Source organism: Pseudomonas sp. R43(2017) (assembly GCF_002112345.1).
GTDB lineage: Bacteria > Pseudomonadota > Gammaproteobacteria > Pseudomonadales > Pseudomonadaceae > Aquipseudomonas > Aquipseudomonas kribbensis.
This window is the reverse complement of record NZ_NEHJ01000003.1, coordinates 248,046-260,292: the sequence shown is the minus strand read 5'-3', so window position 1 is coordinate 260,292 and position 12,247 is coordinate 248,046. Positions and strand designations below refer to the sequence as shown.

Annotated in this window: 12 protein-coding genes and 1 pseudogene; 3 read left to right on the top strand and 10 right to left on the bottom strand. The window is 62.0% G+C overall.

Annotated elements, in window-relative coordinates:
- The first annotated feature begins 25 nt into the window (after positions 1 to 25).
- A complete protein-coding gene (locus CAG02_RS09670) occupies positions 26 to 907 on the top strand; it encodes a dihydrodipicolinate synthase family protein (RefSeq protein WP_085710195.1) in 882 nt (293 codons plus the stop codon).
- Positions 908 to 1,047: 140 nt separating this feature from the next.
- Here CAG02_RS09670 and CAG02_RS09665 read toward each other — a convergent pair whose 3' ends face one another.
- The gene (locus tag CAG02_RS09665; protein ID WP_085710194.1) at positions 1,048 to 1,392 is read right to left on the bottom strand and encodes a YegP family protein; all 345 of its coding nucleotides are present in this window, start codon (positions 1,390 to 1,392) and stop codon (positions 1,048 to 1,050) included.
- Between the two features lie 22 nt (positions 1,393 to 1,414).
- The gene (locus tag CAG02_RS09660) at positions 1,415 to 1,996 is read right to left on the bottom strand and encodes a DJ-1/PfpI family protein (protein ID WP_007957909.1); all 582 of its coding nucleotides are present in this window, start codon (positions 1,994 to 1,996) and stop codon (positions 1,415 to 1,417) included.
- Positions 1,997 to 2,165: 169 nt separating this feature from the next.
- Between CAG02_RS09660 and CAG02_RS09655 the strand changes: the two genes are divergently transcribed.
- Complete coding sequence (locus CAG02_RS09655; RefSeq protein ID WP_085710193.1) at positions 2,166 to 3,080, top strand: DMT family transporter; 915 nt, start codon at positions 2,166 to 2,168, stop codon at positions 3,078 to 3,080.
- On the opposite strand, the gene CAG02_RS09650 is transcribed toward CAG02_RS09655, so the two are convergent.
- The 4 genes from CAG02_RS09650 to CAG02_RS09635 all read right to left on the bottom strand — a co-directional run bounded on the left by CAG02_RS09650 (position 3,070) and on the right by CAG02_RS09635 (position 6,397).
- Positions 3,070 to 4,287: an SAM-dependent methyltransferase gene (locus CAG02_RS09650; RefSeq protein WP_085710192.1), complete on the bottom strand. Its 1,218-nt coding sequence runs from the start codon at positions 4,285 to 4,287 to the stop codon at positions 3,070 to 3,072. The genes CAG02_RS09655 and CAG02_RS09650 overlap by 11 nt on opposite strands.
- A gap of 89 nt (positions 4,288 to 4,376) precedes the next feature.
- Positions 4,377 to 4,994 (bottom strand): TPM domain-containing protein, encoded by a 618-nt coding sequence (locus tag CAG02_RS09645; RefSeq protein ID WP_085710191.1) that lies wholly within the window; start codon positions 4,992 to 4,994, stop codon positions 4,377 to 4,379.
- A 28-nt stretch (positions 4,995 to 5,022) separates the two neighbouring features.
- Positions 5,023 to 5,775: a YgcG family protein gene (locus tag CAG02_RS09640; protein WP_085741052.1), complete on the bottom strand. Its 753-nt coding sequence runs from the start codon at positions 5,773 to 5,775 to the stop codon at positions 5,023 to 5,025.
- 13 nt (positions 5,776 to 5,788) lie between these two features.
- A complete protein-coding gene (locus CAG02_RS09635; protein WP_085712991.1) occupies positions 5,789 to 6,397 on the bottom strand; it encodes a LemA family protein in 609 nt (202 codons plus the stop codon).
- Positions 6,398 to 6,657: 260 nt separating this feature from the next.
- Between CAG02_RS09635 and bglX the strand changes: the two genes are divergently transcribed.
- Positions 6,658 to 8,949 (top strand): beta-glucosidase BglX, encoded by a 2,292-nt coding sequence (bglX, locus tag CAG02_RS09630; RefSeq protein WP_085712990.1) that lies wholly within the window; start codon positions 6,658 to 6,660, stop codon positions 8,947 to 8,949.
- Between the two features lie 63 nt (positions 8,950 to 9,012).
- On the opposite strand, the gene CAG02_RS09625 is transcribed toward bglX, so the two are convergent.
- From CAG02_RS09625 to CAG02_RS09610, 4 genes and pseudogenes are all read right to left on the bottom strand, one after another.
- Positions 9,013 to 10,170, bottom strand: coding sequence for a phosphatidylserine/phosphatidylglycerophosphate/cardiolipin synthase family protein (locus CAG02_RS09625; protein ID WP_085712989.1), 1,158 nt, complete (start codon positions 10,168 to 10,170; stop codon positions 9,013 to 9,015).
- Position 10,171: 1 nt separating this feature from the next.
- Entirely contained in the window at positions 10,172 to 10,762 is a 591-nt protein-coding gene (locus tag CAG02_RS09620; RefSeq protein WP_085712988.1) for a YceI family protein, read from the bottom strand.
- An 81-nt stretch (positions 10,763 to 10,843) separates the two neighbouring features.
- Positions 10,844 to 11,146 carry an amidase gene (locus CAG02_RS09615; protein WP_085712987.1) on the bottom strand — a complete coding sequence of 101 codons (303 nt, stop codon included), beginning with the start codon at positions 11,144 to 11,146 and terminating at the stop codon, positions 10,844 to 10,846.
- A pseudogene (locus CAG02_RS09610) lies at positions 11,143 to 12,221 on the bottom strand (serine hydrolase domain-containing protein). The gene CAG02_RS09615 and the pseudogene CAG02_RS09610 overlap by 4 nt, the downstream one beginning before the upstream one ends.
- Positions 12,222 to 12,247 lie beyond the last annotated feature (26 nt).

Below are 12,247 nucleotides of genomic sequence, written 5' to 3'. Positions count from 1 at the left end.
CACTTCATCCTTGCGGAGCACTCTCATGTCCAACATTCACGGCATCATCGGCTACACCATCACCCCGTTCGGCGCCAATGGCGAAGGTCTTGATCTGCCGGCCCTGGGCCGTTCGATCGACCGGCTGATCGCCGGCGGCGTTCACGCCATCGCGCCACTGGGCAGCACCGGCGAAGGCGCCTACCTGAGCGATGCGGAATGGGACCAGGTCGCCGAGTTCAGCATCAAACACGTGGCCAAACGGGTGCCGACCGTGGTCAGCGTGTCCGACCTGACCACCGCCAAAGCCGTGCGTCGCGCACGTTTTGCCGAAGCCCACGGTGCCGACGTGGTGATGGTGCTGCCGGCGTCCTACTGGAAGCTCACCGAAGCAGAGATCCTTGCGCATTACCGCGCCATCGGTGACAGCATCGGCGTGCCGATCATGCTCTACAACAACCCGGCCACCAGCGGCACCGACATGTCGGTGGAACTGATTCTGCGCATCGTCAACGGCGTGGAAAACGTGACCATGGTCAAGGAGAGTACCGGCGACATCCAGCGCATGCACAAGCTGCAACTGCTCGGCGAAGGCCGGGTGCCGTTCTACAACGGCTGCAACCCGCTGGCGCTGGAAGCCTTCGCGGCCGGTGCCAAGGGTTGGTGCACGGCGGCGCCGAACCTGATCCCGCAACTCAACCTGGACTTGTACGAAGCCACGCTGGCGGGGGATCTGGGCAAGGCGCGGGAATTGTTCTACCGCCAGTTGCCGCTGCTGGATTTCATCCTCAACGGTGGTTTGCCGGCGACGATCAAGGCCGGGCTGCGTGACACCGGGCTGGAAGTGGGTGATCCACGCCTGCCGGTGTTCCCGTTGGGCGAGGCCGGGCGCAACCAGTTGCAGGCCATACTCAAAACCCTGAGCTGATTTCAAGGTAAACACCAACCCTGTGGGAGCGAGCTTGCTCCGGGCGGCGATCCGACGATGAGGCCATCAGATCCGACAAAGATGTCGACTGATGAACCGTCATCGCGAGCAAGCTCGCTCCCACAGGTTTTGTGCTGGATTCAAAGTACCGGCAGGGTTTTGTCCTTGATCACCTTGGTCGGTCCATTGGTCTTTACGGCAGCAATGCCTTTGGCGCACGCCGCCTCCGACGAATAAGACTCGCTGCTGCCGATGATCTGGTGATTGGCCGCTTTCAGGTTGAAGTAGGGATGGCCGTCCTTCGTCGTTTTCTTCTCGTAGCGCTCATCCAGCGGACTGTTGCCCTGCACCGCCGCGATACCGTTTTCGGCGGCACTGTGAGAGGTGTACAACTCGCTGGTCAGAATGGTTTCGGCATTCGCCGCTTTCAGCACGAACCTGAACTGGCCGTTGCTGCTTTTGCTCAACTCATACCATCCGGACATGCTGCGTCTCCTTAGCGATGGGTCACAGGGTGATTTTAGTCCCGAGCAACCCCAGGAACCCGGCCAGCCATTTCGGATGCGCGGGCCACGCTGGAGCGGTGGCCAGATTGCCCTGGACATGGCCGTCCGTGACCGGGATATCGATGTAAGTGCCGCCGGCCAGCCGTACTTCCGGGGCACAGGCCGGATAGGCGCTGCACTCGCGTCCTTCGAGAATCCCCGCCGCCGCCAGCAGTTGAGCACCGTGACAGACGGCAGCAATCGGCTTGCCGGCCTTGTCGAAAGCCCTCACCAGTTCCAGGACTTTTTCGTTCAGCCGCAGGTATTCCGGCGCACGACCACCGGGCACCAGCAGTGCGTCGTAATCCTTGGCATCGACCTTGGCGAAATCGAAGTTCAGGGCGAACTGGTGACCGGGCTTTTCGCTGTAAGTCTGATCGCCTTCGAAATCATGAATCGCTGTGCGCACGGTCTTCCCGGCGGCTTTGTCGGGGCACACGGCGTGCACGGTGTGCCCGACCATTTGCAGGGCCTGGAACGGCACCATCACTTCGTAGTCTTCGACGTAATCGCCGACCAGCATCAGAATCTTTTTCGCGGCCATGGACAGGACTCCTCTGGTGAATGCACAGGAGTATTCAAAGTAGTCCAAGGACCGCGATGGCGTTTGCAAACTGTATGGATAACTCTGCGCTCAGCTGTAACAGCCCGGTTGCCGTGGTTTGTGGCTAGATGAATGCACCTCCCTGCCACCTTCGAATCTGGTTGCCATCATGTCTTCGCGCGAAAACACCGGCATGGCCCTGGGCCTGCTCGGCGTTGTGATCTTCAGCCTCACCCTGCCCTTCACCCGCATCGTGGTGCAGGAACTGCACCCGTTGCTCAATGGCCTGGGCCGGGCGTTGTTCGCGGCAATTCCGGCGGCATTGCTGCTGTTGTGGCGACAGGAAAAGTGGCCGACCTGGCAACAGGTCAAAGGCCTGAGCCTGGTGATCGCCGGGGTGATTCTCGGTTTCCCGGTGCTGTCGGCGTGGGCCATGCAAACGCTACCGGCGTCCCACGGTGCGCTGGTCAACGGTTTGCAGCCACTGTGCGTGGCGCTGTACGCCGCGTGGCTGTCCCATGAGCGACCGTCGAAAGCCTTCTGGGCCTGCGCCGCGTTGGGCAGTGCGCTGGTGCTGGGTTACGCGTTGTACACCGGCGCCGGCAGCATTCAGGCCGGTGATTTGCTGATGCTGGGTGCGATTGCAGTGGGCGGTCTGGGTTATGCCGAGGGCGGACGCCTGGCACGGGAAATGGGCGGCTGGCAGGTGATCTGCTGGGCGCTGGTGCTGTCGACGCCGTTGCTGATCGGCCCGGTGCTGTATCTGGCGATTCAGCATCAGGGCGCGGTGTCGACGAAAACCTGGTGGGCCTTCGGTTACGTCGCGCTGTTTTCGCAGTTCCTGGGTTTCTTCGCCTGGTACGCCGGGCTGGCCATGGGCGGCATTGCCCGGGTCAGTCAGATCCAGCTGTTGCAGATCTTCTTCACCATCGCGTTTTCCGCGCTGTTCTTCGGGGAACATGTGGAACCGATCACCTGGCTATTCGCCTGCGGGGTGATCGCGACGGTGATGCTCGGGCGCAAGACCTCGGTGCGCCCGGCGCAACCGGGCACGTTACCGGCCGGGGTTCAGCTCAAGCCTTGAGCGGCAGCAGGCCATCGGCGAGCAGCAGGGTTTCCAGGCAGTGCTCGCTGATCTGGTAGAACGCCTTGAGTTCCTGGATTTTCACCAGCAGTTGAGTCGGGTCCACCGGCTCGGCGCGCTTCACGGCGAGGATCATCTTGTTCTTGTTGGTGTGTTCCAGCGAGATGAACTCGAACACTTTGGTCTCGTAACCGCAGGCTTCGAGGAACAGCGCACGCAGGCTGTCGGTGACCATTTCCGCCTGCTGCCCCAGATGCAAACCGTATTGCAGCATCGGCTTGAGCAGCGCCGGGCTCTGGATTTGCAGGCGAATCTGTTTGTGGCAGCACGGCGAGCACATGATGATCGCTGCGCCGGAACGGATGCCGGTGTGGATCGCGTAGTCGGTGGCGATGTCGCAGGCATGCAGGGCGATCATCACTTCCAGCTCGCTCGGCGCCACGCTGCGCACATCGCCGCATTTGAACACCAGCCCCGGGTGGTCGAGTTTCTGCGCGGCGGTGTTGCACAGCTTGACCATCTCTTCGCGCAATTCGACACCGGTGACTTCGCCCTCGGCCTTCAGCGTGTTGCGCAAATAGTCATGAATGGCGAACGTCAGGTAACCCTTGCCCGAACCGAAATCCGCCACCCGCACCGGTTTGTCCAGGGCCAGCGGCGAGGACGTCAGCGCATGGCTGAAGACTTCGATGAACTTGTTGATCTGTTTCCACTTGCGCGACATCGCCGGGATCAGCTCGTGTTGCGCATTGGTCACGCCCAGATCCTTGAGGAACGGACGGCTCAACTCAAGGAAGCGGTTTTTCTCGCGGTTGTGCTCGGCGGACGGCACTTCACGCAATTGCTGGGGTTTGCTCATGAACAGCGAGCTCTTGCCCTTTTTGCTGTATTCGAGCTGGGCTTCGTCGGTCAACGTGAGCAAATGCGCATTCTTGAACGCCGTCGGCAGCAGCCCGGCAATCGTCGCCACCGCCTCGTCCAGCGGCAGGTTCTTGGTGATGTCGCGGGTCTTGTAGCGATACACGAACGACAGGTTCGGCTGCGCCTTGACCGTCACCGGTTTGATGATGATCCGCTGCAGGTCCGCTTCTTCGCCGACGTACTTGGCCAGCACCAGTTTGATGAAGCCGTTCTGTTCGAGGCTGGTTTGCAGCAGCTCGATGAACCGGGCGTGGTGGTCGGGGGTGGAAACGGCGGTGGCAGACATGCAGAAAACGGCCTCGGACGGGCAAATCGGGAATGGCCGCTAGTTTAGGGGGGATGGCGTTCGAGGGCACGGCTAATTTCCCGAACGGCTTATCCCAACACCACCAACCGATTCGGCAACTCATTCCTCACCTGCGTCACCGGCACATGCACCTTGAGCAATTCGCCGCACGCCTCGATGCAGGTCACGAACCCCTGTAACGTCTGCCCCTGGCGCACCTGCTCGGTAAACGCCGCGACAATCGCATCCCAGCTCTTGTCGTCCAGCCGTCTGGAAATCCCTTCGTCCACCAGAATCTCCACGTACCGCTCCGCCTCGCAGACAAAGATCAGCATGCCGGTGCTGCCCACCGTGTGATGCAGGTTCTGTTCGAGAAACTGCCGCCGCGCCAGGTTCGAGGCGCGCCAGTGCCGGACATGACGTGGAATCAGGTGAGTGGTGACTTTGGGCAGACGAAACACCAGGCACAGCACGACAAAACTGATCCACTGCACCAGCAACAGACTGTGCATGGTCAGCCAGCCGGTCAGGTAATGCAGGACCCCCGGCACCACCAGCGCCAGCAGGCTGGCCCACAGCAACGGAATGTACGCGTAATCATCAGCGCGGGCCGCGAGCACCGTCACCAGTTCGGCGTCGGTGTCGCGCTCGACCCGGGCGATGGCCTCGGCGACCTTGCGTTGTTCGTGTTCAGTCAGTAATGCCATGTCGTGAAGTGCCTGCTCGTTATTGTTATCACCAGCCGCCGGAGGACCCGCCCCCGCCGAAACTGCCACCGCCGCCGCTGAAGCCCCCGCCTCCACCGCCGCCGCCGAATCCACCGCCACCGAAGCCGCCCCCTCCTCCGGAGCCGCCCCGGCCGGCGGGAAGGATACCGAGCATCTGGCAGACAAAAACAGTCAGGATGAACAACATCACCAGAAATACGAAAATTCCCGGATGCCGCGAGACAAAGTCGTCCGAAGGATCGCCGGACGATTCGTACACCGTGGAAGGTTCGTCCAGCGGATTGCCGCCCAGCACCACCAGCATCGCCGCCACGCCGTCGCTGATGCCTTTGCTGTAATTGCCGGCCTTGAACGCCGGCGTGATCACCTGATGGATGATCACCGAACTCTGGGCATCGGTCAGGCGATCTTCCAGCCCGTAGCCGACTTCGATGCGCAACTTGCGCTCGTCCCGGGCGACGATCAGCAAGGCGCCGTTGTTCTTGTCCTTCTGGCCGATGCCCCAGTGCCGGCCGAGTTCGACGCCGTAATCCTCGATGGTGGCGCCTTGCAGGTTCGGCAAGGTCACGACCACAAGCTGCTCGCCGGTCGCCTGCTCGTGAGCCTGCAACTGCTGGCTCAACTGCGCGCGCACCGCCGGCTCGATCATCTGCGCATCGTCCACCACCCGCCCGGTCAGCGCCGGGAAGGTCAACTCGGCCCGGGCGCTGACGGCGAACAGCCACAACATCAGCACCAGGCCCATCTTCAACGCACGCATTGGCATCACCGAGTCAGAACTTCACTTCCGGGGCCTTGTCCGCGCCGGGGCTGGTGGCTTCGAAGGTCTCACGGATCGGCAGGTCGCTGTACATCACGCTGTGCCACAAACGACCGGGAAAGGTGCGGATTTCGGTGTTGTATTTCTGCACCGCCAGAATGAAATCCCGGCGGGCCACGGCGATGCGGTTTTCCGTGCCTTCAAGTTGCGACTGCAGGGCGAGGAAATTCTGGTTGGCCTTGAGATCCGGATAACGTTCGGACACCACCATCAAACGGCTCAAGGCACCGGTCAGCTGATCCTGGGCCTGCTGGAATTGCTTGAGTTTTTCCGGGTTGTCGAGGGTACTGGCATCGACCTGGATCGACGTCGCTTTGGCCCGGGCCTCGACCACCGCCGTCAGCGTGGCCTCCTCGTGTTTGGCATAGCCCTTCACGGTTTCCACCAGGTTGGGGATCAGGTCGGCACGGCGCTGGTACTGGTTCTGCACCTGGCCCCAGGCGGCCTTGGCCTGTTCGTCGAGAGTGGGAATGTTGTTGATGCCGCAGGCGGTCAGCAACGCGGCCAGCACCAGCAAGGTGGCGACCTGCAAACGCGAGCGGTAGACAGGACTGACATTCATCGTTCGGGAGCTCCCTTGCACATTTCATGAATGATCGCGCGTGAAACCTTCTGGACCGGCTCTTGGGGCATAATCGCCCGCGCCACTGGATTGCAGCGGGCCGATGGGCTAAAAAGAGGCCCTGCGCGATCACGTCGCCGAAACTGTCGACGTACATTCGGCTGTCGTTTTTTGAATCAGCACCCGAACAACAATAGTCGCTCCCTAAATTTTGGCTGGCCGGCGTTGTAACGCCGTTTAGGCCCTTGAGAAAACTATTCATGAAGAAGCTGTGTTTGCTGGGCCTGTTCGTCAGCCTGGCCAGTCATCAGGTACTGGCCGCCACGACCCCGGTACCCCTGGAAAACAAGGACGCGTTCATCAGTAACCTGATGAAACAAATGACCCTCGACGAGAAGATCGGCCAGTTGCGCCTGATCAGTATCGGCCCGGAAATGCCCCGCGAGTTGATCCGCAAAGAGATCGCCGCCGGTAACATCGGTGGCACGTTCAACTCGATCACCCGCCCGGAAAACCGTCCGATGCAGGACGCTGCGATGCGCAGCCGCCTGAAGATCCCGATGTTTTTCGCGTACGACGTGATCCACGGTCACCGTACGATTTTCCCGATTCCGCTGGCCCTGGCATCAAGCTGGGACATGGACGCCATCGGCCAGTCCGGGCGCATCGCCGCCAAAGAGGCGGCAGCCGACAGCCTCGACATCACATTCGCGCCGATGGTCGACATTTCCCGCGACCCGCGCTGGGGCCGCAGCTCCGAAGGCTTCGGTGAAGACACCTATCTGACCTCGCGCATCGCCAAAGTCATGGTCAAGGCCTATCAGGGCGACACGCCGAGCGCGGCCGACAGCATCATGGCCAGCGTCAAGCACTTCGCCCTGTACGGCGCGGTCGAGGGTGGTCGCGACTACAACACCGTCGACATGAGTCCGGTGAAGATGTACCAGGATTACCTGCCGCCGTACCGCGCCGCCATCGATGCCGGCGCCGGTGGCGTGATGGTCGCGCTGAACTCGATCAACGGTATCCCGGCCACCGCCAACACCTGGCTGATGAACGACCTGTTGCGCAAGGAGTGGGGCTTCAAGGGTCTCGCGGTCAGCGACCACGGCGCGATCTTCGAGCTGATCAAGCACGGCGTGGCCGCCGACGGTCGCGAAGCGGCGAAGCTGGCGATCAAGGCCGGCATCGACATGAGCATGAACGACACCCTGTACGGCAAAGAACTGCCGGGACTGCTCAAGTCCGGCGAGATCGAACAGAAAGACATCGACAACGCCGTGCGCGAAGTCCTCGCCGCCAAGTACGACATGGGCCTGTTCAAGGACCCGTACCTGCGCATCGGCAAGGCTGAAGACGACCCGGCCGACACCTACGCCGACAGCCGACTGCACCGCGCCGAAGCCCGGGAAGTGGCGCGTCGCAGTCTGGTGCTGCTGAAGAACCAGAACGAAACCCTGCCGCTGAAGAAAACCGCGAAAGTCGCCCTGGTCGGCCCGCTGGCCAAGGCCCCGATCGATATGATGGGCAGCTGGGCCGCCGCCGGTCGTCCGGCTCAATCGGTGACCCTGTTCGACGGCATGAGCAACGTGATCGGCGACAAGTCGAACCTGATCTACGCCCGTGGCGCCAACATCACCAGCGACAAGAAAGTCCTCGATTACCTGAACTTCCTCAACTTCGATGCGCCGGAAGTGGTCGATGACCCGCGTCCGGCCAACGTGCTGATCGACGAAGCGGTGAAAGCCGCCAAGGACGCCGACATTGTGGTGGCGGCCGTGGGCGAATCCCGTGGCATGTCCCACGAATCGTCGAGCCGTACCGACCTGAACATCCCGGAAAACCAGCGTGAGCTGATCCGCGCCCTGAAAGCCACCGGCAAGCCGTTGGTGCTGGTGCTGATGAACGGCCGTCCGCTGACGATCCTTCAGGAAAAAGAACAGGCTGACGCGATCCTGGAAACCTGGTTCAGCGGCACCGAGGGCGGCAACGCCATCGCCGACGTGCTGTTCGGTGACTACAACCCGTCGGGCAAACTGCCGGTGACCTTCCCGCGCTCCGTGGGCCAGATCCCGACCTACTACAACCACCTGAGCATTGGCCGGCCGTTCACGCCGGGCAAACCGGGCAACTACACCTCGCAGTATTTCGATGACACCACCGGGCCGCTGTTCCCGTTCGGTTTCGGCCTGAGCTACACCGATTTCGCCCTGAGCGACATGGCGCTGTCGTCGACCACCCTGAACGCCACCGGCAAGCTCGACGCCAGTGTCACGGTGAAAAACACCGGCAAGCGTGACGGCGAAACCGTGGTGCAGCTGTACATCCAGGACGTCACCGGTTCGATGATCCGTCCGGTCAAGGAGCTGAAGAACTTCCAGAAAATCATGCTCAAGGCGGGCGAACAGAAGGTCGTGCACTTCACCATCAGCGAAGATGACCTGAAGTTCTACAACGCCCAGCTCAAGTACGCGGCCGAGCCTGGCAAGTTCAACGTGCAGATCGGCCTGGACTCCCAGGACGTGACGCAGCAGAGCTTTGAATTGCTGTAACAGTAGTCACACTGCAAAACCTGTGGGAGCGAGCTTGCTCCCACAGTTGTTTTGGGGCAGCGACTAGCCGCGTCTGTCCAGCAAGTTGACCACCACCCGATCCACCCACCCCCAGATCCGCTGCTTCACCCGCCGCCACAGCGGCCGGCGCTGCCATTCCTCCAGACTCACCTGCTGACTCAGGCCAAAGTCCTTCTCGAAACTCGCCACCACCGCTGCCGTCAATGACGGATCCAGCGCCTCCAGGTTCGCCTCAAGATTGAAGCGCAGATTCCAGTGGTCGAAGTTGCACGAACCGATGCTCACCCAATCGTCCACCAGCACCATTTTCAGGTGCAGGAAACACGGCTGGTATTCGAAGATCTTCACCCCGGCCTTGAGCAGGCGCGGGTAGTAGCGATGCCCGGCGTAACGCACCGACGGGTGATCGGTGCGCGGCCCGGTCAACAGCAGGCGCACGTCGAGGCCACGGACGGCGGCCTTGCGCAGGGAGCGGCGGATTTTCCAGGTCGGCAGGAAGTACGGCGTGGCCAGCCAGATGCGTTTCTGGCCGCTGTTCAGGGCACGAAACAGCGATTGCAGAATATCGCGATGCTGACGGGCATCGGCATAGGCCACACGGCCCATGCCCTCGCCCGTATCGGGTACGCGCGGCAATCGCGGCAGGCCGAAATTCGCGTGAGGCTTCCAGGCGCGGCGGTGGCGGTTGGCAATCCATTGGCGGTCGAACAGCAGTTGCCAGTCGAGCACCAGGGGGCCGGTGATGTGCACCATCACTTCGTGCCATTCGCTGGTGTCGTGGCCCGGCTGCCAGAACTCGTCGGTGAGCCCGGTGCCGCCGACCACCGCCAGACGCTGATCGACCAGCAGCAGCTTGCGGTGATCGCGATAGAAATTGCCGACCCAGCGCCGCCAGCTCAAGCGATTGTAGAAACGCAGTTCGACCCCGGCGAGGGTCAGGCGCTGACGCAAGGTCAGGGTGAGCGCGAGACTGCCGTAATCATCGAACAGGCAACGCACCCGCACGCCCCGCTCGGCCGCCAGCACCAGCGCCTGAATCACGGTTTCGGCGCAGGCGCCGGCCTCCACCAGATACAGCTCCAGTTCGATCTGCTCGCGAGCGCTGGCGATTTCCTCCAGCATGCGCGGGAAAAATTGCGGACCATCGATCAACAGTTCGAAGCGATTGCCGTCCCGCCACGGGAACACTGCGCCGCGCATGTCAGCGCGCCGTGAAGATCAGCACCGCACCCACCGGCACCGACAGACTGATGGCCGACAGGCCGGCCATGTTGCGCAGGTTTTCCAGGCCCGGCAGCAGATCGAAATCCTCGGCGCTGATCACCAGCGGCTCCAGGGTCACCACTTGAAAGCGTCGGTCATCGAGGCGCGTGGCGAGCAGTTCGGCGGGGTATTCGTGTTGCTTGCCGTGCAGGTTGACGGTCAGCGGCAGGCGCAATTCAAGCTGCGCGCCGGGGGCCAGATCGTTGATCGGGCGCAGGTCGATTTGCGTGGTGATGGTCGCTTCGGGGAATTGCTCGATCTGGAACAGCTCCTTGCGCATGCGCTCGTCGCGCAGTGGAATGCCGCTGTTGATCGAATCCAGCTCGACCTCGACTTCGGCGCGGCCATCGGGATCGACCTTGCCGTGCAACACCAGAAAGCGCTGCACCTCGGAAATATTGGCGTTTTTCGTGCTGACGAACGACAGCCGCGATGACTCGCCGTCCAGATACCAGTTGGCCTGGGCCGGCAGCGCGGCGGCGCCCAGCAACAGGCCGGCGAAGGCGTTGCACAGAGAACGGTTGAACATTGAAGACTCGTGGGGCCGATAAACCTGCACGAACCTTAACTGCCTGAAGCCGGGATGCAAACCGGTAGTTGATTTTGCGGATCAGGGCTTGAGGCGACAGCCCTGACGTTCGCCCTGCCATTGGGCGCTGTTGCTACGGCCCATGCCACTGGCGCTGACGAGTTTTTGCGTGCTGTCATCGGTCAATTCGCTGGGCAACCACTGTTTGACGTAGCCCCGACAGTATTCGGCGTCGTTGTGCATCACGTAGCGGCACGAGCAGTATTCCTTGGCGGTGTAGGCACTGATGATGTCGGGGAAGGCCCACAGGTTTTCCCGTTCATGCCAGCCCCAGCCCAGCAGTACGACCAGCAGCACCAGCAGGATGCGTCTGAACAGTTTCATGGCCGCACCGCCGCGAGCACGCGCTTGAGCAATTCGTTGTGGCGATAGCTGCCATCGCGGTCATCGCCGTAGCGCACGATCACCAGTTTTTCGCTCGGGATCACGTACAGCGCCTGGCCCCAATGGCCGAGGGCGGCGAAGGTGTCGGGCGGCGCGTCGGGCCACGGCGAGGCGGCGCCGTCCGCCGGACGATTGAGCCACCAGTGGCCGCCGGGTACGGCTTCGTCCTGATGGGCCTTGTATCCGGCGAAGGGCTGGCGGTTGAAGGCGACCCAATCCTTGGGCAACAACTGCCGGTCGTTCCAGCGTCCGTCCCGTTCCATCAGCAGGCCGATTCGCGCCAGATCCCGGGCCGTCAGGTAAGCATAGGAAGACGCGACGAAAGTGACCGTGGCATCGGTTTCCCAGGTAGCGTGGCGGATGCCCAACGGATCGAAAAGCGCTGTCCATGGATAGTCCGGATAGCGCTGCGGGCCGACGATGGTTTTCAGTGCCGCCGCCAACAGATTGCTGTCGCCGCTGGAGTAGCGGAACGCCTGACCCGCTGGCGCGTAGCTGTCGTGATGGGCAGTGAAGGCGGCCATGTCGCGATGACCACGGGTGTAGAGCATCGCCACCACCGAGGATTTCAGCGGGGCGTATTCGTAGTCTTCCTGCCAGTCGATGCCCGAGGCCCAGTGCAGCAGATCCTGGATTTTGATGGCCGGGTGTTTTTCCAGCACCGGGTAAAACTTCGCCGCCGGATCATCGAGCTTGAACAAGCCTTCGCCGTAGGCCACGCCAAACACCGTGGCCATCAGGCTTTTGCTGATGGACCAGGTCAGGTGCGGGGTGTCGGCGGTGGTCGCGGCGGCGTAGCGTTCGTAGATGAGCTGGCCGTCGCGGATCACCAGCAAGGCATCGGTGCGGATGCCCTTTCGGGTGTTGTCGTCGCGGCTCGGGAAGGCATAAGCCTCCAGTGCCTCGACGGCCGGGCCGGCGATTTTCGGACCGGTCGGCCACTGCTCATCGGCCATTGCTCGGCCTGAACCGTGAAGCTGATCAGCAGCAGAAACAGGGACAGGCCTTTGAACATGGTGACGGCTCTGGGAATGAACCTGC